This is a genomic window from Planifilum fimeticola, from assembly GCF_003001905.1.
Classification (GTDB): domain Bacteria; phylum Bacillota; class Bacilli; order Thermoactinomycetales; family DSM-44946; genus Planifilum; species Planifilum fimeticola.
In genome coordinates this window covers 83,603-104,598 of sequence record NZ_PVNE01000011.1, presented here as the reverse complement: position 1 = coordinate 104,598, position 20,996 = coordinate 83,603, and the positions used below count along the sequence as shown (strand labels likewise).

The 20,996-nt window shown below is 56.0% G+C and carries 20 protein-coding genes; 12 read left to right on the top strand and 8 right to left on the bottom strand.

From position 1 onward, the window contains the following. Positions 1-523 precede the first annotated feature (523 nt). Positions 524-6,115, top strand: a complete 5,592-nt coding sequence (locus tag CLV97_RS08715; RefSeq protein ID WP_106345131.1) for a DNRLRE domain-containing protein — start codon at positions 524-526, stop codon at positions 6,113-6,115. 785 nt (positions 6,116-6,900) lie between these two features. Here CLV97_RS08715 and CLV97_RS08700 read toward each other — a convergent pair. From CLV97_RS08700 to CLV97_RS08680, 5 genes are all read right to left on the bottom strand, one after another. Next, positions 6,901-7,149, bottom strand: coding sequence for a hypothetical protein (locus CLV97_RS08700; protein ID WP_106345128.1), 249 nt, complete (start codon positions 7,147-7,149; stop codon positions 6,901-6,903). A 101-nt stretch (positions 7,150-7,250) separates the two neighbouring features. After that, positions 7,251-7,649 carry a globin domain-containing protein gene (locus CLV97_RS08695; protein ID WP_106345127.1) on the bottom strand — a complete coding sequence of 133 codons (399 nt, stop codon included), beginning with the start codon at positions 7,647-7,649 and terminating at the stop codon, positions 7,251-7,253. Then, on the bottom strand, positions 7,646-8,956 hold the full coding sequence (locus tag CLV97_RS08690; RefSeq protein ID WP_106345126.1) for a glutamate-1-semialdehyde 2,1-aminomutase: 1,311 nt from the start codon (positions 8,954-8,956) through the stop codon (positions 7,646-7,648). The genes CLV97_RS08695 and CLV97_RS08690 overlap by 4 nt, the downstream gene beginning before the upstream one ends. Positions 8,957-9,028: 72 nt before the next feature. After that, positions 9,029-10,642 carry an MDR family MFS transporter gene (locus CLV97_RS08685; protein WP_106345125.1) on the bottom strand — a complete coding sequence of 538 codons (1,614 nt, stop codon included), beginning with the start codon at positions 10,640-10,642 and terminating at the stop codon, positions 9,029-9,031. A 23-nt stretch (positions 10,643-10,665) separates the two neighbouring features. Beyond that, complete coding sequence (locus tag CLV97_RS08680; RefSeq protein WP_106345124.1) at positions 10,666-11,082, bottom strand: MarR family winged helix-turn-helix transcriptional regulator; 417 nt, start codon at positions 11,080-11,082, stop codon at positions 10,666-10,668. A gap of 219 nt (positions 11,083-11,301) precedes the next feature. Here CLV97_RS08680 and CLV97_RS08675 point away from each other — a divergent pair, with 219 nt between their 5' ends. The 3 genes from CLV97_RS08675 to CLV97_RS08665 are packed head-to-tail and all read left to right on the top strand — an operon-like array spanning position 11,302 to position 15,005. Then, entirely contained in the window at positions 11,302-12,840 is a 1,539-nt protein-coding gene (locus CLV97_RS08675; RefSeq protein ID WP_106345123.1) for a hypothetical protein, read from the top strand. 17 nt (positions 12,841-12,857) lie between these two features. Beyond that, complete coding sequence (locus CLV97_RS08670) at positions 12,858-14,243, top strand: class II fumarate hydratase (protein ID WP_106345122.1); 1,386 nt, start codon at positions 12,858-12,860, stop codon at positions 14,241-14,243. A 45-nt stretch (positions 14,244-14,288) separates the two neighbouring features. After that, positions 14,289-15,005 carry an SDR family oxidoreductase gene (locus tag CLV97_RS08665; RefSeq protein WP_245891440.1) on the top strand — a complete coding sequence of 239 codons (717 nt, stop codon included), beginning with the start codon at positions 14,289-14,291 and terminating at the stop codon, positions 15,003-15,005. Here CLV97_RS08665 and gerPC read toward each other — a convergent pair. Continuing rightward, a complete protein-coding gene (gerPC, locus tag CLV97_RS18105) occupies positions 14,974-15,333 on the bottom strand; it encodes a spore germination protein GerPC (RefSeq protein WP_170070423.1) in 360 nt (119 codons plus the stop codon). The two genes, CLV97_RS08665 and gerPC, sit on opposite strands and share 32 nt — an antisense overlap. Before the next feature lie 144 nt (positions 15,334-15,477). Here gerPC and CLV97_RS08655 point away from each other — a divergent pair, with 144 nt between their 5' ends. From CLV97_RS08655 to perR, 8 genes are all read left to right on the top strand, one after another. Next, on the top strand, positions 15,478-15,897 hold the full coding sequence (locus CLV97_RS08655; RefSeq protein WP_106345121.1) for an Hsp20/alpha crystallin family protein: 420 nt from the start codon (positions 15,478-15,480) through the stop codon (positions 15,895-15,897). 63 nt (positions 15,898-15,960) lie between these two features. Further along, a complete protein-coding gene (locus tag CLV97_RS08650; protein WP_106345120.1) occupies positions 15,961-16,164 on the top strand; it encodes a spore germination protein in 204 nt (67 codons plus the stop codon). A gap of 17 nt (positions 16,165-16,181) precedes the next feature. Continuing rightward, positions 16,182-16,451, top strand: coding sequence for a hypothetical protein (locus CLV97_RS08645; RefSeq protein WP_106345119.1), 270 nt, complete (start codon positions 16,182-16,184; stop codon positions 16,449-16,451). Between the two features lie 82 nt (positions 16,452-16,533). Further along, a complete protein-coding gene (locus CLV97_RS08640) occupies positions 16,534-17,070 on the top strand; it encodes a hypothetical protein (protein ID WP_106345118.1) in 537 nt (178 codons plus the stop codon). Positions 17,071-17,331: 261 nt separating this feature from the next. Beyond that, positions 17,332-17,802 carry a thioredoxin-dependent thiol peroxidase gene (gene bcp / locus CLV97_RS08635; protein ID WP_170070422.1) on the top strand — a complete coding sequence of 157 codons (471 nt, stop codon included), beginning with the start codon at positions 17,332-17,334 and terminating at the stop codon, positions 17,800-17,802. A gap of 21 nt (positions 17,803-17,823) precedes the next feature. Then, positions 17,824-18,594, top strand: a complete 771-nt coding sequence (locus CLV97_RS08630) for a class I SAM-dependent methyltransferase (RefSeq protein WP_106345116.1) — start codon at positions 17,824-17,826, stop codon at positions 18,592-18,594. A gap of 395 nt (positions 18,595-18,989) precedes the next feature. After that, positions 18,990-19,595: an endonuclease III gene (nth, locus tag CLV97_RS08625; protein ID WP_245891443.1), complete on the top strand. Its 606-nt coding sequence runs from the start codon at positions 18,990-18,992 to the stop codon at positions 19,593-19,595. Positions 19,596-19,699: 104 nt separating this feature from the next. Continuing rightward, positions 19,700-20,128: a peroxide-responsive transcriptional repressor PerR gene (gene perR / locus CLV97_RS08620; protein ID WP_106345115.1), complete on the top strand. Its 429-nt coding sequence runs from the start codon at positions 19,700-19,702 to the stop codon at positions 20,126-20,128. Between the two features lie 142 nt (positions 20,129-20,270). On the opposite strand, the gene CLV97_RS18100 is transcribed toward perR, so the two are convergent. Continuing rightward, on the bottom strand, positions 20,271-20,438 hold the full coding sequence (locus CLV97_RS18100; protein ID WP_170070421.1) for a hypothetical protein: 168 nt from the start codon (positions 20,436-20,438) through the stop codon (positions 20,271-20,273). A gap of 18 nt (positions 20,439-20,456) precedes the next feature. Continuing rightward, positions 20,457-20,981: a hypothetical protein gene (locus tag CLV97_RS08615; protein ID WP_106345114.1), complete on the bottom strand. Its 525-nt coding sequence runs from the start codon at positions 20,979-20,981 to the stop codon at positions 20,457-20,459. Positions 20,982-20,996: the final 15 nt, after the last annotated feature.

Below are 20,996 nucleotides of genomic sequence, written 5' to 3'. Positions count from 1 at the left end.
AAACATCAAAAAAATGGCCTTGCTCCTCTCGAAGAGAGGAAAAGGCTTTGTGATCCGCCTAATTTACCAAATCTAATTTCCTTTATCTGTTTATTTCCCATAAACATGCAACCCCTGGCGCTTTTCTTGCGAAAAGAGCCAGGGGGTTTGTCATCAATCTCAGACCGGGAATTTACTCCCGGTCTTATTCTTGATTGTGGTCTTCTTCCTTTGTGTTGATCATGTGGCGGGCGGCGATCACCAGCCGTCCCCACATTTTCTCCCGCGCCGGTCCGGTGATGCCCACCTCGTAGGGCCTCACCATGCAGGAGAGACAGGCCCGGGAGGGGCTGATCGGAACGGGGAGGTGGCGGGTAAGGCAAAGGGATTTGTTTTCCGTAGGAATTATGTATGAAATGATCATCCTAACGTTTGAAATATATTAAATCATCTGTTGCATTATAATAACCCGTATGTTAGTATAATTATAACACTATTGTTTTAATATTTCTTCCTAAATTTCACTGTGAAAGGAGGAACAACGATGAAAATGAAATGGAGAAAAACCTTGGCGTTTGTTTCCTGTGTTCTTGTGATCGCCTTGATTGGCGCGACGGTTTTGCCTGATTATGCACAGGCGTATGCTGCCAAACAAACGCTGAAGAAAAGAGAATTGACCGAATTAAGGACAGAGAATTCAAAAACATACTACGATCCGGACAAAAAGAAGTACATTATGGAGGAATACCTTGAGCCAATTCACTACAAAAAAAATGGCGTATGGGTGGAAATCGACAATACGGTTCGTTCAGCAAAAGCAAAAGAAACCTTAGACGCTGACCTGCCCTATATCAATGGAGGAAACAAGTATCGAGTCGGTTTTGCCAAAACCAGCAGAGCAAAGAAGCTGGTCCGTTTCCAATTGGGGCGGGCTCGTGTCGATTTCGGTCTGGTGGATGGAGAGGATGTTCGCGCGGTTATCAAGGATAACAAGGTGGTCTATCCCGGCGTCCATCCCGATACGGACCTGGTTTATTACACGGACCATTCCGGAATCAAGGAAGAGTGGATGCTGAAAAAGTACAATGGACAAACGCGGTTCTCCATGACTTTGAACACGCAAAATGTGGAGGCGAAACCGCAAAAGGATGGGTCAATTCGCTTTGTGGACAAGCAGGGGAAGGAACTGTTTGTCATGCCCCGTCCGTTCATGGAGGATGCCGCCCTTCATTCGACGAATCAGGTGAGATTTGAACTTCGAGAAGAGGGCAACCGTACCTACCTGGATCTGATCCTGGATGAGGAATGGTTGAAAGATCCGGAGCGTGTCTATCCGGTCAGGGTGGATCCTTCACTGGTGGTTCAGGGAACCTATGACACCTTTGACAGTTTTGTCAGTGAATCACAGCCGAAGGCCAATTTCGGAGGTTATATTTATCTCATCACCGGAACCCATCCGGACTACGGCAAAACCCGCTCCTACATAAAGTTCAGTCTGAAGCCGCTGTTGAGTGGGGCCAAGATCACTTCGGCCAAATTGACCCTGAACCAATACCTTACCACCACGGCCACCCGGCAGGTGAACGTGTATCCGGTTACGTCCGATTGGGATTCAAAAACCATTACGTGGAACAATCAGCCAACCACCGGTTCGATGCTTTCCAGCACATCGGTTTCCGGACCGGGGGCGTACGACTTCGATCTCACCTCGTTGGTCCGGAAATGGTACAGCGGAACAACGAAAAATCACGGTGTCATGCTCCGCCTCAACACCGAGACGGAAGACCGCAAATCCTATCGTTCCAGTGACTATGCCGTCGATCCCTCCCACAAACCCAAACTGACCATCGAATACACCATCGAACCCATTGGCGTGGAGAGTTTCTGGACCTCCACCGTGGCCGATGTGAACACGTACAACGGGAACTTCTTCCTTCAAGAAACAGACGTCAATATTCCCGGACGGGGCATCCCGGTATCGGTGGAGCGGGCCTACAACAGCCGATCCACCAGCAACGGCATTTTCGGTTACGGATGGACATCCAATCTGGAACAGAACCTGGTGGATAGCGGGGACGGTCCCATCTTATACACGGATGAGGACGGAACGCCGCACACCTTTACCCCCAACGGGGACGGAACGTACGAAGCTCCTGGTGGCGTCTATTTGGAGCTGGAGAAAAAGTCCGACGGAACGTATGTGTTGACGGACAAAGAGCAAACTCAATTCCGTTTCAACACGTCCGGTCGACTGACCAGCATTGTTGACGCAAACGGAAATACCACAACAATCAGTTATACCGGCTCCAATCCCACGCGCATCACCGACGCTTCCGGACGCACCGTCATTCTGACGTACGATTCCAACAACCTGGTGACAAAAGTGACCGATCCCGCCAACCGGACGGTGGAATACGATTATGACGCGGCGGGCAATCTCACGAAGGTGACCCGGAAGGATGCCGCGGGAACGGTGATGGCCTCGGTTTCCTACGAGTACGACGCCAACCACAACATGACGGCGATCACCGATCCCAACGGAAACCGCCGGACGGTGACGTACGACGCCCAGGACCGAGTAGCGTCCATCTCCTATCCGATCACGGTGAACGGAAAGGTTCAGACGGCCACCACCACCTTTGCCTATGATACAACCAACAAGCTGACCACCGTGACCGACCCCAAGGGAACCAAGACCCTCTACACACACAATGCTTACGGAAACGTGGTCCAGATTACCGAGGATCCAACCGGCTTCAACTACAAACATACTTTCCAATATGACGACAAAAACCAACTGATCAGTCAGAAGGATGCCAACGCCAACGCGTCGGGAAGCTCGGCAACGTACAATTACACGTACGACGAAAACGGCAATCTCATCAGTGTCACCAACCCGTTGAATGAGACGTCAACCACTCAATACGATGAAAATAACAACCCGATCAAAGAAACCGACCCGGAAGGAAACACGACGGAAAACGAGTTCGACGACCAGGGCAACCAAACCTCCACCACCGACCCCGCGGAAAAGTCGTCGGCCATGAAACATGACGCCTACGGGAATGTCATCGAAGAGACGACACCCATGAGCCCGGGGAACAACCTGGCATTCAACGGAAACGCCGAGATCGACAATAACAGCAACAACTGGCCGGACAACTGGTACCAATGGACCGAAAGTGGAAGCCAGCCGGTGACTTGGGCCGACGGCGGACTGACGGTGGAGGGGATCACCCTTGGCAATAAAAGCATGAAAGTCACCAATCCCGGGGAAGACACCATCATTGGTATCAACAAAAACATTCCCTATGACCCGAACAAAACCTATTTCGCCAGCGGGTACGTGAAAGTGGATAACGCGAAGGGGATTGCCGGGATCCAGGCGACGGGATATGATGCCAACGGCAATATCACCAAACGGATCAAGTCCAAAGAGATCAGTGGGACCCAAGGACCGATTCGGTTGCATGCCGTAGTGGAACCGGGGGCATTTCCTTCCAACACCACAAGTTTTCGCATCCGCGCTTATGTGTTCGATAAGAACGGTCAAACCGACGGAACCTATTGGTTCGACGGCCTGCAGGTGGAAGAGGAGTTCTACGGTGGGTTCAACTTGGTGGAAAACAGCAGCTTCGAGCGGGACGATAATTCGGATAAGGTTCCCGACCACTGGAAGATGTCTTCCACCAAGGAGTCGGTCGACGGGGTGACCACCGACGAGAAACACACCGGCAACCGATCCGTCAAGTGGGTGGGACGGTCCGACCGATGGAAGTCCTACTTTCAGGACATTCCGGTGAGCGGCAATGCGGGAGCCGTCTTCACCGTCTCCAGTTTCTCCAAGGTGCAGGACCCGAATCCCAACGGGGGAATCTACGGATACATCATCCGAACCTACCAGGGATCGACGCTTCAGGAGACCTTCACTTTCCACTTCAGTAAAAAGAAGTCCCACGATTGGGAGCACAAGGCGGCGGAAATCCGGACGACCAAACCCTTCGACCGGATCCGGGTCTTCTTGGATTACAGCGAACAGACGGGAACCGCCTGGTTCGACACGGTCAAGGTAATCCCGGGATCGATCACGACGAGGCACCAATACGATGCCAACGGAAACTACCGGACGAAGACCACTGATCCCGCGGGCCGGGTCGTCGAAAACACCTATGACACCGTCGGCAACGTAACCAGCGAGAAAAAGGCGACGGACACCACCTCCTTCGCCTACGACGGGTTGGATCGCCTCACCCAGGTGACCGACGCGAAGAACGGTGTCACCAAGTACGAGTACGATGCCAACGGCAACAAGACGAAGGTGATCAACGCCAAAAACAAGGCGACCGTCTACACCTACAACGAACTGAACCAAGTGAAAAGCGTCACCGACCCGTTGAACAAAACCACCCGATTCGATTACGATATCAATGGGAACCAGACGAAGGTGACCTATCCCAACGGAAACACGGTGGAAACCGGCTACAACGCCGTCAACCGCGAGACCTCCGTCTCCCACAATGGCACCAAACGGTATTCCTTCGAATACGATCCCAATGGGAACGTGACGAAGGAGACGGACCACGCGAACAATGAAGTCACCACCTATGCCTACGACGCCGACAACAAGCTGAAAACCGTCAGCGAACCGAACAGCAACCGGACGGATTACACCTACGACAAAAACGGCAACGTCACCGAGCGGAAGGTCACGGCAGGCACCGCGACGGTCACCCACGGCTTCACCTACAACCGGCTCGACCAGCTGGTCCGGATTACGGAAAACGGCGCGAACCGTGCCTGGTTCACCTATGACGAAGGGGACCGGATCGCCGGCCGGAAGAACGGCGACGGCAGCGTCAGCCTCTTCCGTTACAACGGAGCCGGGGATCTGATCGAGCAGGTGAATCTGGACAAGAACGGAGTGATCTTGGACAGCTTCACGTACGCATACGACGCCAAGGGGAACATCACGTCGGTCACCTCTTCAGCGGGAACAACGACCTACGCCTACGACGCCTTGGAGCAACTGGTCAAGGAAACCCGGCCCGACGGAACGGTGATCGAGTACACCTACGATGCCGTCGGCAACCGGCTGACGAAGAAAGTGACGAAAGATGGAAACTCCACCACCACGACCTACACCTACGACGACGCGGACCAGTTGACAGAAGTCAACGGGACGAGTTACACGTACGACGCCAACGGTAACCTGACGAATGACGGAAACCGGACCTACGTCTACGATGCCGAGAACCGGCTGATTGCGGTCAAGGACAGCGGCGGCAACACCATCGCCTCCTTCACCTACCGGGCCGACGGCATGCGGAAGACGATGACGACGGCCGCGGGGACGATCACGTTCCATTATGACGAGAACAACAACGTGGTGTACGAGACGGATGAGAGCAACCAGATCGTCGCCAGCTACACCTACGGCCCGAACAACGAACCCGTCAGCATGGCCCGGGGCGGGAAGACGTACTACTACCAGACCAACTACCGCGGAGATGTGTTGGCGCTGACCGACTCCTCGGGGAACGTGGTGGCCACGTATGAGTACGACGCCTTCGGGAGGCTGCTGAAGGAGACGGGAACGGTCGAGAACCCTTACCGTTACGCGGGGTACCGGTATGACAAGGAGACGGGGTTGTACTACCTGCAGAGCCGGTACTATAACCCGGAGACGGGACGGTTCTTGACGAGGGATGTGTTTGAGGGAGTAAACGATGAACCACTTACAATAAACAAATATATTTACACTGTTAACAATCCTGTCTTGAATGTAGACCCAGACGGATTCCATGGCTACAAACGTTGGAAAACTAAGAAATACGAGTACTATCAGAGGTCCTATAAGTATGGTTGGTTTCAGTGGTTATCAGCACATATATTAAATTTCTATATATCACAGGTTCTTTCAAGATTGGTAAAACCGTTAAGAGGAATTTGCAAAAAGTGTGCTGATGCTGCATCATATGTTTTGGCAAGATTTATAGCCAGAGTACCTCCTAGAAATTCGAGAATAACGGTAACTTACAGAAGAAAATTGGGCACTTCAAAATGGTATGTAAGGTATAGAGTGGTGAGGCCAAACGGAAGGGTATTTGATGATACAGGTTACAGAAGAATAAGGTAGGTATGGATAATTCCTTGGTACCCCTTCTGTGGGTAATGGAAGGGGTACCTGATATTTCATAGGGAGGATAATGACATGAAAACCGCAATAAAATTTTCTAAAATCTTATTATCTTTCATTCTAATTTTTTCTTTTCTACTTATTCTGTTCCGCGATAGCAAAGATATTGTAAAGTCATTATTTTTGATAGCTATAATATTAGTTATAGAAATTATTAGTTCAAAAAAAATTCTTGTTCATTTGCTAGGAAAAAGGGAGATAACGTATATATATATATCTATTATAGGAGATATTGTTTCGATACTGATATGCTTTTATATCATCAAAGACATTTTTGATGTTGATTCAGCTCTTATTTTTTCATTGTTAATTTCTCCAGTATGGCTATATCCTAAGATTAAATTCTTGATAAAATTGAAAAGGCAATAGAGCGAATTCATTTAGGTTTTCTACATAAGGATTGGAACGGTTCGAGCTAAAATTTATGGAACGAACTACTTGCTGCGAAAAATGGGACTCTCCTTGAGTTAATCAGATCCTCTGGCTAAATGATCCGAAAACAGGGTGTGTTGATGTTGCAAGATAAACAGTTATATTTCAGATGATCATATTAGTGCTCTTACCTTTGCAGACGACTTTGACTTCCCGGGCGTGGGGCAATTGACGGACTCCCACGATCCGGGCACCCATCGCGCACAGTTGGTCTCTGGCCCGTGCGGCTTCTTTCTGAACACGGGGGAGTATGTCCTTCATCATCTTGGCTAAAGCGTTGCCCATCTTCAGATCTATGGCCGGCAATTCTGAGAGTCCAATATTAACACCTTCTCCAGCACATTGAGAAGCACCACACACCACACGACCTCGTGTAGCTCGGGGAAACGATCTGTGACTTCCTTCTGATGCCGGGTGTAGGCATGGATCCCGAATACCGTGGACAAGATCAGCCGGAAGCCGTCCATCTTGGGCTCGGCCAAGTACGCCGGATCGTCAAAGGGCTTTTCGGCTTTGTGCGCTAGCATGGGTGCAATGAACATCATGTTTCACCAATTGCATGATAGCGAAAACTATTTCAGGATGATATGGAATATCGAGGGAATATGGACAAAAACAAAGAGACCGGGAGGGGTTCCCGGTCTTACTCCTGATTACGGGCTTCTTCCTGTGTGTTGATCATGTGGTGGGCGGTGATTACCAATCGCCCCCACATTTCCTCCCGTTCCGGTCCGGTGATTCCCACCTCGTCCATGGCTTCCGCCATGCAGGAGAGCCAGGCCTGGGCCCGGGAGGGGGTGATCGGAAAGGGGAGGTGGCGGGCCCGAAGCATGGGATGACCGTGTTTTTGGCTGTACAGGGGCGGGCCGCCGAGAAATTGGGTGAGAAAGAGGCGCTGCTTCTCCATGACCGGGGTGATGTCCTCGGGGAACAGCGGAGCGAGCAGCGGATGAGCCTGCACCCGCGGGTAGAAGGCGGCCACCAGGCGGGCGATCGTGTCGGCGCCGCCGATCCGTTCGTACAGGCTTTTGGGCTCCGTCATGCGCCCGTCACCCCTTCCCGCTTCATCTCCCGGAAGGCCCGCTCCACCGCTTCAACGGTCCGGTCGATGTCCTCGTCGGAGTGGGCGGTGGTCAAAAACCAGGCCTCGTATTTCGAAGCGGGGAGATACACCCCGTTTTCCAGCATCAGATGGAAGAAGCGGGCGAAGGCTTCGCCGTCCGCCGCTTTGGCCCCGTCGTAATCCGTCACCGGCCGGTCGGTGAAGTAGACGGTGAAGGCGCCTCCCTTTCGGTTGATCTGTACGGGGATTTGGTGCCGGGAAGCGAGATCGGCGATGGCACCGGCCAGCCGCGCTCCCGCCTGCTCCAGCCGGTCGTAGGTACCCGGCCGGGCAAGGGTTTCCAGGCAGGCGATTCCCGCGGCGACGGAGAGGGGGTTTCCGGCCATCGTTCCGGCCTGGTACATGGGGCCGACCGGCGCCACCAGCTCCATGATCTCCCGGCGACCGCCGTAGGCCCCGATGGGCAGGCCGCCGCCGATGATTTTGCCCAGGGCGGTCAGGTCGGGTTCCACCCCGTACAGCGTCTGGACGCCGCCGTAATGGAAGCGGAAGGCGGTGATCACCTCGTCATAAATCACCAGCGCGCCGGCGGCGTGGGCCAGGCGATTCACCCCTTCGAGGAAGCCGGGGGCGGGGGGGACGATTCCGAAGTTGCCGACCAGGGGTTCCACCAGGACGGCCGCGGTCTGATCTCCCCACTGGTCCAAGGCTTCTTCCAGCGTGTCCAGCCGGTTGAAGGGAACGGTGATCACCTCCCGGGCGATGCTTTGCGGAACGCCCGCGCTGTCGGGCATGCCCAGGGTGGACGGGCCCGAGCCGGCGGCGACCAGGACCAGATCGGAATGGCCGTGGTAGCAGCCGGCGAACTTGATGATCTTGTCCCGTCCGGTGTACGCCCGGGCCAGGCGGATGGTGGACATGACCGCCTCGGTTCCGCTGTTGACCAGCCGCAGCAGTTCGCAGGAAGGAATGGCTTCCCGGAGCATCCGGCAAAAGCGAATCTCCTTTTCCGTCGGGGTGCCGTAGAGGGTGCCCTCCGCGGCGGTTTTGACAATGGCTTCCGTGACGGCCGGATGGGCGTGGCCGAGGATGATCGGACCGAAGGCACCGAGATAGTCGATGTATCGGTTGCCGTCTTCATCCCAGAAATAGGCGCCCCGGGCCCGCTTCATGAAGACCGGGGCGCCGCCTCCCACGGCCCGGAAGGAGCGGGAAGGGCTGTTGACTCCTCCGACGATGACGTCCAGGGCTTGCTCGTATAGTGCTTCAGAACGCTCCCGTTCCAAGTGAAGGCCTCCTTTGGCATTCGTTCTCGTCCTATTGTAACACGACTTTCACGGGAAGGGAGCGGGAGCGGATCAGCCTTCGGCTTGAGGCACGGGCCCTTCCACTTTGGTCTCCCTTTCATCGCTGCGGTTGGACTGCCTGAGGGGAATCTCCCGCAGGAAAAAGGTGAGGATGAAGGCCAGCAACACGACGAGCGCTCCGGTGAGGAATACGTGTTCGATCGCCAGGCTGAAGCTTTCTTTTATCAGCTTGAGCAGGGATTCAAACAGCGGGACGGCCTCCCCCGGCAGAGCGCTCCGGATGCGCTCGAGACGCTCGGGATCCATCAAAATCTGGGGATCCTTGAAGGCGCTCCACAAATTGGCGCTGCCTCCCGCATCCGGAACCGGCGACGCGTCCGCCACCAGCCGTTTCGTTTCGATTTCCATTCGGTGGGTGAAGATCGTTCCCATGACCGAAACGCCGATGGTCCCCCCCATTTGACGGAACAGCTGGTTGGAGGCGGTGGCCACGCCGAGTCGGGAGTGTTCCACGGCATTTTGGACCGTCAGGGTGAAGATCGGGAAGGAGATGCCCAACCCGGCTCCCACGAGGATGATGTTGATGACCGTGGTGTACAAATGGGTGTCGACATCCATTCGGGACATCGAGAAAAGGCCGGCGGCCATGACCGCGAGGCCGAACAGACCCAGTTTCTTGTAGCGGCCGGTCCGGCTGATGATCTGCCCGCTGACGGTGCTGGCGATGACCATGCTGAGGGTCATCGGCATCATGACGAAGCCCGAGGAGGTGGCGGAGACGCCCTGCACTCCCTGGACGTAGAAGGGTGTGTACATGATGGTTCCGAACATGCCCATACCCGTCAGAAACCCGACGATGTTGGAAAGGGTGAAAATCGAGTTTCGGAACAGATCCAGGGGCAACACGGGACTTGAAGCCCGGACTTCAATCCACAAAAAAACGGCCAGGGCGATCAGTGTGAATCCGAACAGCCCGAGGATTTCATAGGAAAGCCATTCGTAGCGGTTGCCGGCCCAGGAGAAGGCCAACAGCATCGGAACGATCGTCAAGGTCAGAAACAGGGAGCCCAGATAGTCCACCTTTTCCCGTCTCCGTTCGGTGGCGGAGGGGAACAGGCGCATGATCAGCACCAGGGCGACCAGGCCGAAGGGGAGAAAGACCCAAAACACCCAGTGCCAGTCCCAATGATCGACGATATATCCGCCCAGGGTCGGACCGAAGACGCTGGCCAACCCGAAGGAGGCGCTCATCAACCCCTGCCAGCGACCCCGCTCCCGCGGGGGGAACAGATCTCCGACGGAGGTGAAGGCCGTCGACATGATCATCCCTCCGCCGAAGCCCTGGAGCCCGCGGTAAAGGATCAGCTGGATGATGGTGTCGGCGGTTCCGCACAAGAAGGAGCCGGTGATGAAGAGGATGAGCCCGGCAAGCACAAAGGGCTTTCGCCCGTAGAGGTCCGACAGCCTCCCCACCAGGATCGCGGTGACGCTGGAGGTCAGCATGAAGATGGTAAACACCCAGTTGAACAGGTCCATTCCGCCCAGATCGGCAACGATCCGGGGAAGTGCCGTTCCGACGATGGTTTGGTTTAAGGAGACGAACAACAGGGATACCATGATGGCGATCAAGATGGTGATTTTTTTTCTTCTACTCAAGTGTTCCATCCGATCCCCTCCATTTTTTGAGTTCAAATCAGTTGTTTCAACAGATCGATCAGGGTGTGAATTGATTCCGTCGGCAGGGAGGAAAGCTTATTCCGGTAATATTGCTCCTTCTTCCGCTGTAATTCTTCCATCCTTTTCCGCGCCGAATCCGTGATGTGCAATTCGACGGCCCGCCGGTCCTGCTCGGACCGCCTCCGGACGACCCACCCCTTGGTTTCCAGTCGATCGGTCACATTGGTGACATGGCTCATGGAAACGCCCAGATCCTGGGCCAGATCGGAAATCCGCCGGGATCCGTCCCGGTGCAGGATCCTGAGCAGATGATATTCGGCCAACGTCATCTGATCGCCGATCAGGGCGTTGAGTTCCCCGCGGAAGGACTGGAAAACCGCGCGAAGGGTGGACTCCAGTTCCTGAATTGCGGCCAGACGGCTGTCCATTATTTCCTCCCCCGAAATATTAACTAACTTAATTATCAATGATGTAAATTATATGGGGATGGCGAAAAAGTGTCAAACGGGATTTTCTGTAAACATGCGGCAAAAGACGCGGAAAAGCGCCAAAAGTGAAATTGTAGCGGGGGGGTATCTGTGTTATGCTGATGACAGCGAATTTTGTCATCGGGAAATGGTGTTCAGCTTGACGAGGAGGCGGAGGAAGTGTCGTCGTTTTTTACGGTGGGTGAGCGGTATCGGGACCGTTATGTGATCGAAAGCGTCGAAGCCTTTCTGGACGGGGAACTGGCAGTTGCCCGCACGGATGAAAACGAGCGGTACTATCTGCAGTTGACCAAACTCAAGAGGGGGACCCAGTCCCGGGTGATCCAGCAGTACCGTTCCCTCAATCATCCGATGGTTCTCCCCTTTGCCGAGGTGTACACCGAAGAGCGTTCCATCGTATTTATCCGTCCGTACACGGAGCTTACGCCCTTGGACGAGATCCTGAGGATGCGGCCTTGGGACGAGGAGGAGACCATCCGTCTGACCAGGGATCTGCTCCAGCTGGAGAAGATGTTGAACGGCCGCCCTCTTCCCATGTACCTTCTTCTGGATCCGCGGAACATGGGCCTCACCGGAGACGGAGAGCTGAAGGTCTTTTTTTGCGGCGTGAGGAATTATACGGCCCTGGAGCCGGCGATCGACTGGGGAACCTGGATGTACATGTGCATGACCGGGCAGCTCCTCGAGGAATCCCTGACCAAGCTGCCCTCCGATCGCCCGTTCTCGGGGCCCGTTGTCCGGCTGGTTGAGCGGAGTCTGAAAAAGGCTTCCGCCGACCAGGTCCTTTCCCAGATCGAAGCGTACGAAAAAAAGAAGAACTCTCCCGGATTGTTGAGCCGCTTGTTCGGAGGGGACAATCGCCGCCCCCGAGAAGAGAAGCGGGAGGAGAGCCTGCGCCTCCCGCCGAGAAAATCTGTCCGCCCGGATGTTTCGGAAGGAAAGGGAAAACCCGTTTTGGGGGAAAGAATAAAGACGAAGAAACCTTCCGGATTCTCCGAGGCGCCGTCGGTGGCTTCCGAGGTGCGCAAGGGGACGGCTCCCTCGGACAACCGTTTGCTTTCTCCGGGGGATAATAGGACGTTTTCCCCGGCCAAGCGTCCGGAGCGGTTGGAAGAGCCGAAGGTATCGCCCCTCAATAAAGGACAGGAGACCGCGGAGAGAATCGGCCCGGATCAAACCGTTTCTCCGCACGCGGAAACGAAGGAGGAGGCAGTGCCTCGGCCGGAGCCGGAGGTTCCGAAAGCGGAAGTCGCCCCTCCCTCCGCAGAGATCGACCGGAAGGATGGATCTTTGCCGGATGAGGCGGCGGAAGCGCCGGCGGAAGCAGCTCCGCGGGATTTAGACGTGCAAGCGCCTGAGCCGGAAGAGGCGCCGGAACAAGAGGAAGAAACCCCGAGCATGCCGGAACGATCTCCGATCCGGGAGGAGGAGTCTTCAAGGGCGGCGGCTCCTCAACCGCCGGAGGTTTTCCAGCCTTCGGAGGCATCCCGGCCTCAGGCAGCGGAGGTTCCTCTCCCGCCGGACCGGTCGCAGCGCGTAGCGCCGTCTGACGATCGGGAGCGGCAGAAACAGGAGAAGGAACAGATGGATCATCTGATCCGGGAACGCTTGATCCGCGAGCGAAGGGAACATGACCGCCTGGCCCGCCAATTCCGGGAATACGCCGAGATGATTCAAAGCGGAGGAGGGAATCCGTAGACGAACGGGGTGACGAAATGAAAAAATACAGGTTGCACCGGGATTCCCTGGGGGAGGTGCTGGTTCCCGCCGACAAGTATTACGGTGCGCAAACCCAGCGGGCCGTTGAGAATTTTCCCATCAGCGGATTGAGGCTGCCCCGCCGTTTCATCCGTGCCCAGGGCATCATCAAGGCGGCAGCGGCCCGGGCGAACCGCGAGTGCGGGGAACTGCCCCCCGACCTGGCCGATGCGATCATCGCTGCGGCGGAAGAAGTGATCCAGGGGAAATGGGATGACCATTTCGTCGTTGATGTGTATCAGGCGGGGGCCGGGACATCTCAAAACATGAACGCCAACGAAGTGATCGCCGGACGGGCCGCCGAGCTTCTCGGAGGGGAGCCCGGGGACATGTCCCTGGTTCATCCCAACGACCATGTCAACCGGGGTCAGTCGACCAACGATACGATTCATGTGGCGATCAACATCGCCGCCGCCGAAGGGTTGGTCCATGAATGCATTCCGGCCGCCGGCGCCCTGGCCGGTGCCTTGTGGAAAAAGGCGGAGTCATTTCACTCCGTCATCAAGTCGGGGCGGACCCACCTGCAGGATGCCGTGCCGATGCGGCTGGGCCAGGAGTTCGAGGGATATGCGGCCTCCCTGGAGGAGTCGGTGGAAGACCTGAAGAAGGTGTTGCCCGATCTTTACCGGATCGGTCTCGGCGGCAATGCCGTGGGAACCGGAATCAACACCCACCCCGATTACGCCCGCCTCGCCATCGAAGACATCGCAAGGCGGACCGGACTGCCCTTCGTCCCGGCGCGGAATCGGTTCGCCTTCATGCAGAACACCGGGGCGGCCTTTAAAACCAGCGCGGCGTTGAAGGGATTGGCCATCCGCCTGAGCAAGCTGGCCAGCGACCTGCGTCTCCTCTCCTCGGGCCCGCGGACCGGCTTGGCGGAGATCCGGCTGCCGGCAGTGCAGCCGGGTTCTTCGATCATGCCCGGAAAGGTGAACCCGGTGATGGCCGAGATGATGAACATGGTGTGCTGTCAAGTGATCGGAAACGACGCGGCCATCACCTCCGCCGGGGAGATGGCTCAATTGGAGATCAACGTGATGATGCCGGTGATCGCCCACAACCTGCTTCAATCGATTCATATCCTGACCACCGGCATGAACGCGTTCCGGGAGCGCCTGGTGGAAGGGATTGAAGCGGATTCGGATCGATGCCGGGAATGGATGGAGCAATCCCTCGCCCTCGCCACCGCCCTCAATCCGGTGATCGGTTACGACCGGGCGGCGGAGGTGGCCAAGAAGGCGCACCGGGAGGGGAAAACGATCCGGCAGGTGGTCGTGGAGGAAGGGCTGCTGCCGGAAGAGGAAGCCGACCGGGTGCTGGATGTCCGGCGGATGGTTCCCTGATTACATTTTTCAAGCAGCGACGGAGTAGGGAACGGGAGTGATACTGTGCGACTGAAAAACAAGGTGGCGATCGTGACGGGCACCAGCCGCGGAATCGGCAGGGCCGTGGCTCTCGCCTTCGCCCGGGAAGGGGTGGACCTGCTGCTGGTGGGTCGGTCGGAGGCGGATCTGAACCGGGTGGCGGAGGAGGTGCGCTCCGAGGGTCGAAAATGCCTGGTTGCCGTCGCCGACGTTTCCAAGGAAGACGATGTAAAGCGGGCGGTGGATGCGGCCCGGGAGGAATTCGGCAAGATCGACATTCTGGTCAACAATGCCGGCATCGGCCTGTTTAAACCGATTCTGGAAACGACGCCGGAGGAGTGGAGGAGAATTCTGGACACCAACCTGACCGGGGCGTTTCTCTTCACCCGCGCGGTGCTGGAGGATATGGTCGCCCGGGGTCAGGGGCACATCATCAACATTTCCTCCGACGTCGGCACCCGAACCATTCCGAAGGCTTCCGCTTATTGCGCCAGCAAATTCGGCCTGGAGGGCTTTACGGGCGTCCTCGCCAAGGAGGTGCGCAAACTGGGGATCCGCGTCGGAGTGGTTCGTCCGGGAATGACCGATACGTGCTTCAACGACACGGAACAGGGAGCCCCGGAAAAGGAGGGGTGGCTCCAGGCGGAGGACGTGGCCGAAGCGGTCCTTTACATGGTTCTGGCGCCCCGCCATGCCGTGGTGGACGAAGTTATGATCCATCCGGTGATTCAGGAATATTAATAGCTTCACCGCTTTTTTCCGCCGGGCTATCATCCCGGATGGAGATGGGGTGTCCTTCCTTTTCGGGAGGACTCCCCTTTTTCTTTTTCTTTTCCTGGACCTTTTCAAGGATCCGCTCGATGCTTTCTCCGTCCCCGGTAGCGGACAGCCCCACGTTCAGGGTCCCGCTCAAGGTCTCGATGGACAGCTCCTGGATTTTGTATTCGATGCGTTCGATGGTGATCGGTTGGAGGGAGGCCAGCTTTTTTTTCAAGGCTTCATTCTCTTTTCGCAGGATGGCGATTTCCCGCTCCAGGTGTCGGAGCCGGTCCCAAAGGTATGGGTACAAGGAGGACACCTCCCGGAATTCCTCTCTAAAATATATGGAACGTCTCCGTCCGGAAGCACCGCGAGCGGATGGTGACGGAAGGAGTGCCGGCTGAATACAATACGGGTGGGCACGTGCCCGGTCGCGCTGAAGGGGGGGAAGACGATGGAATCCGGCTCCCAATGGAAGAAATGGGCTCAATTGGCCAGCTGGTTTTTGGGGGAGGATTTCTGGTCCGACATGGAGGAGGAAGCACCCGAATACGTTCCGAAGGCGGACGTGTACCATACCCAAAGCGAAGTGATCGTATTGGTGGATTTGCCGGGGGTGGAGGATATAAATCAACTGCAGCTGAGGACCGACGGCCAACATCTTATGATCAGGGGGAAGATCCCTTCCCGCTACGATCAGCTGGATGTGTCCGTGTCGGAACGGCCCAAGGGAGAGTTTCAGCGCTCCATTCCCCTGGGAGCATGGGTGACAAGGCGCCAGGCGAGCGCCCGGTACCGGCGGGGGGTTTTGGAGGTCCGGCTTCCCAAGGTGCCCGAGCCGAAAACGGCAAAAATCCGGGTGAGGGACGGCTAATCCGGGCACATCCCCCCATCGGTTCACATAGCATAGCATGAGACCAAGCGGGGGGTTTCAGGGATGGGCACCGTGAACAACATTTTCAATGTCAAAATCAACAACGTGACCAGCACCGGATCGGTCAACTTCGGAAACACGATTCACATCGGACATGAAGCAAACAGCAAGGCGGTGGGTGGGGCCTACCAGTACGGTGATTTGGGCAAGATGCTGAGCGCCAGCACCAACAAGTCGATAGATCCGGACATTATCGACCAACCCTGACTTCCGGGGGGAGATTCATGATTCAGATCGACATCGGCGCCGTCAAAATCATCACGGTATCCGGATCGGTCAATTTCGGCAACACGTTGCACGCGGTAAATCCTCCTTCCGGCCGCGACGGAAGTCCGGAGGGCGGGAAGGCGAAGACGGGGCGTGTAAAAAAGCGGAGTTCCCGCAGGAGGAGAGGTTGCGCCGATTTTCCTCCGCCGATGCCGTATCCCCCTGGGATGTGGCTTCCCTCTTACCCGTTTTTCGGATGGATGTGGCTTCCTTTTTTCGGCCGGTGACCGCCTCCGGAGGAGGAAGTGTGATTCGGACGGAGAAGAATTGGAGGAGAGAAGGGGAAGAGGGGTGTGGAGGTTGAGACCTGTGGCAGCCGGCTTACTGCTCTTTTTGCTCCTCGCCGGGTGTTCCGAGGAAAATCGCCGGTTGGATCCGCTGATCCTCAAGGGGTCAGCGGATGTGTTGCACATTCCCGCAGAGGATGAATATGCGGAGTTGGCCGATTTCATGAGAGCGGCGCTGCGGGAGACCGACCTCCGCGAATGCACGCTAAAGCGCATAGATGCGGAGAAAAGGGAGAGGAAGGTCGTTAAAGAGGTCCCTCCCCGCCGGGGAAAGGATCCTGTGGCATGGCCGCTCTCCTTCTGCGAGGAGGGCGAAAAAAGCGCCTATACGGGTTATATTTCTCCCGCCGCCAAGAAGAAGGCCGATCAGTGGTTCCGAAAGCACCTTGATACATATCCGGATGGAACAAAAATCGAATTTTACGATGTTGACGACGCAAGCTGGGTCGGAAGAATGGGATCCGGGGACGGCCCCGGTGCTGTGGTCGTTACGGTCGGAGAGCCCCCCGAATTGAAAAAAAGGGTTGTGGAGAAAGCCGCGGAGAAAAAACAGCCCTGATGCTCTTTCGTCAGGAAATGGCAAAAGAATCCGGGCGTTCACTCCGATTCTCTTTTCCGAAACGCCCTCACACGCATGCGCCTCAGGTGTTTTCCGGAGGAGCCCGTGGTACAATAGTAGCGACGATGGGATGGAAGCATTCTCCTGTTTCAAGGAAGCCGAACTTTCGCGTTTCTTCGGCGAAGGGATCGCCCCGGCAGGGATCTTTTCGCCAGACACCGGAAGATATCGAGGATGCAAAACCACTGGAGGTGTATGAACATGCTTAATGAAGGGGATATGGCACCCGATTTCACTTTGCCCGCCAGCAATGGTGAACAGGTCTCCCTGTCGGATTTTCGGGGGAAAAAGAATGTGGTTCTCTATTTTTATCCGAAGGACAACACACCGGGCTGCACCGCGGAGGCCTGCGATTTCCGCGACATGTCCGGGGAATTCTCCGAGCTGGACACGGTGATTCTCGGCGTCAGCCTGGATGATCTAAATTCCCACGAAAAATTCATCCGCAAATACGACCTGCCCTTTTTGCTCCTCGCCGACACCGAGGCGGAGGTGTCGAAGAAATACGGAGTGTACAAGGAGAAGAACATGTTTGGCAAAAAGAAGTGGGGAATTGAGCGCTCCACCTTCATCATCGACAAGGAGGGGCGTCTGGCCAAGATTTACCGCAAGGTCAAAGTGGACGGCCACGTGAAGGAAGCGCTGGAGTTTGTGAAGGAGCATCTCTCCTGATCCGAACGGGAGGGGGAGCCTTTGAACGAAGTCAGCGCCTATTCCCTTCCGGAGCATTATGATTGGATCTCCACCGGCCTGGACGGGGACATCGCCTATTATGTGGGACTGGCCCAAAAAAGCGGAGGACCGGTGCTGGAGCTGGGATGCGGGACGGGTCGATGCAGTTTGGCCATCGCCCGGACCGGCATCGAGGTGACGGGTCTGGACCTTTCCCCGGAGATGTTGCATCGGGCCCGGAAAAAAGCGGCCGAGATGGGGGTTTCAGACCGGATTCGCTGGGTGGAAGGAAATATGAGCCACTTCGATCTGGGGGAGCGTTTCCGGCTGATCATCATCCCTTATCGCTCCTTTCTTCACCTGATGACGGTGAGGGAACAACTGGCCGCTTTGGCTGCGATTCGCCGGCATCTGGAGGAGGACGGGCTGTTCGCCTTCAACATCTTCGTTCCGAAGGTATCCGATTTGGCCGACCAGGACCGGCGGATGGCGTACCGGGGCTCCTTTCCCGTGCCGGGGACCGATCACTTGGTGGAAGTTCACGACTGGACGGAGTTTGATCACTTCCTTCAGCGTGCCCGCGTGATCCGCTACCTGGAGCGTTTTGACGGAGAGGGCCGGTCCTTGGAACGCCTGCGCACCGTCTTCTGGTTTCGGTACGTTTATCCGACGGAGCTTTTTCATCTCCTGCGGGTGGCCGGCTTTCAGGTGGTAAACCGCTACGGCGATTTCAAGGGCCGTCCCTTCGATCGCCAAAGCAGCGAATTGGTCGTGGAGGCCAAAAAGATTTAGTCCTGGTCAGGGAGAAAGAGCTTCAAACCCGTGAATCCAAAGGACGGAGCGGCGGGGAAATGACGCGAAAGCGTTTGAAACGTCAGCTTACGGCATTGTCCCCTCGCCGGCCTTCGCTCCACAGCCCGTCTACGGGCTTTTTTCGTGGGAGGTTGGGGATTCGCATCATGGTTGCCTTGTCGAAACGAACGAAGCGCCCCCAATTCCTCCCGCACACAGGACATCGTTCCCGATTTCCTCCTGTGGCCTTGATCCGGCACAAATTGAACAAAAAGGCGGGACGGGACCGCGATTTTTGGTACAATGGACCTGAAATGTTTCAAGAAGCAAGCTCCCGGGGGAGGAGGAGGCCCTTGACCCAAAAAAAGAGCGGACGGGTTCCGACCCGGAAGATCATGGATACGTTGGCGGCCATGTACCCGGATGCCCATTGCGAACTTCACTTTCGCAATCCCTTTGAATTGCTGATCGCGACCATCCTGTCCGCCCAATCCACCGACCGACAGGTGAACAAGGTGACGGAGCGGCTGTTTGCCAAGTATCCCGCTCCCGAGGATTTTCTGTCGCTTTCGGAGGAGGAGCTGGCGGAAGAGATCCGCGGGTTGGGTCTGTATCGAAACAAAAGCAAAAATATCCTGCAAACCTGTCGCATTCTCGTGGAACAATACCAGGGAGAAGTGCCGGCGGAGCGGGAGGCCCTGGAGAAATTGCCCGGCGTGGGGCGAAAAACGGCCAACGTGGTGTTGAGCAATGCTTTCGGCGTTCCCGCGCTGGCGGTGGATACGCATGTGCAGCGCGTTTCCAACCGGCTGGGTCTTGCCGACAGCGATAATCCGTTGGAGACCGAGAAGCAACTGACCCGGAGGATTCCGCGAGAGGAATGGTCGATCGCCCACCACCGCCTGATCTGGCACGGGCGGCGCATCTGCAGCGCGCGGAATCCCAAATGCGGGATCTGCGATTTGGCTCCCTACTGCCGGTTCGCCAAAAATCAAGGCTGAGGGGATGTTCCATTGACAAGACAAGCCCCTTCGACGTAGACTAATTATAGATATTATTAAGTGGAAATGAGTGTTTTTAAGGCGGGAAAGCGAGGTGGATGGCTATGGCAATGGCGCCGGATCGCTTGAGAGAAGCGGTGGAAAGGTTGAAGGCGACAGGCGTCCGCATGACGCCCCAGCGTCATGCGATACTGGAATACCTCCTGTCATCGATGAGCCATCCGACCGCCGATGAGATTTACAAGGCGCTCGAGAAGGATTTTCCCAACATGAGCGTGGCTACGATCTACAACAATCTGCGATTGTTTAAAGAGGCCGGTCTGGTGAGGGAATTGACGTACGGCGATGCCTCAAGCCGTTTTGATGCCAATATGAGCGATCATTACCACGTCATTTGCCGCCGGTGTGGAAAAATCACGGACTTCAAATATCCGCCCCTCATCGAGGTGGAGGAAGAGGCGGCCAAAAAGACCGGCTTTCAGGTCGATTCTCATCGGATGGAAGTGTATGGCTTGTGTGCCGACTGCCAATAATGAAAACCAAAGAACGGGCTTGAGAGCCCTTGATCGGTAACACCCATCCTTTCAAATCTTCCCTTGCACGATGTGCAGGGGATTTTTCATGAAAAAACCGGGAATCCGCCGGCTGATGCGGTTCCCGGTTATCCTTTTCCTACTAAAGGAAAACGCTGATGGCGATGATCAAGACGTAGGCCACCGAGACGGCGGTCAATCCGGCCAGCCATTTGAAGACGGGCCTTTCCCGGATGATGGCGTAGATCGCCAGTCCGGTAAAGACGAGGATGGCAACGATGGTCATAAGGTACAGCAGACTGTAAAACATGATCGTTCCCCTCCAATGTTACGGAACCGGAATTTTGCCGAGAAAGGCGAATTTGCGGTTGAGCTTCGCCACCTCTTGAATGGTGGCGCCGGTCATATCGTACAAGTCTTCGATCAGGCCGTATTCGCTCTGGGCTTGCTTTGCCGTCCGGGTGGCGGGGGCCAGCAACTGTTCGTTAATGCGCGAGATGTTCCCCAGCTGGTTCATCACCATGGCCGTGTTTTTGTTCAGCCGGTCCAATCCCAGGACGATCTTCTGCTCGCTCGCCTGCACGTTGGCCAGGCTGTTGTTCATGCGGCTAAGGAGGTTGACGGTGTTGTCCAGTTTGATGTTCATCTCTTCCACAACCGCCGCCGTCTCCCGCAGAGGTTTCAATTGCTCATTGGTTACGACCGTCAGCTGATGGGCCTGGCGGATGTTTTCGTGGACGTCGGCCATCACCCGGTTGGTTTCCTGCTGCGTCGTGATCTGCTGGAAGGTGCCCCAGCCCAACAGCCCAAGAAGCCCGAGATTGATCAAGATCACGATGGAGCGTACGAGCATGGGAACTCTCCTTTC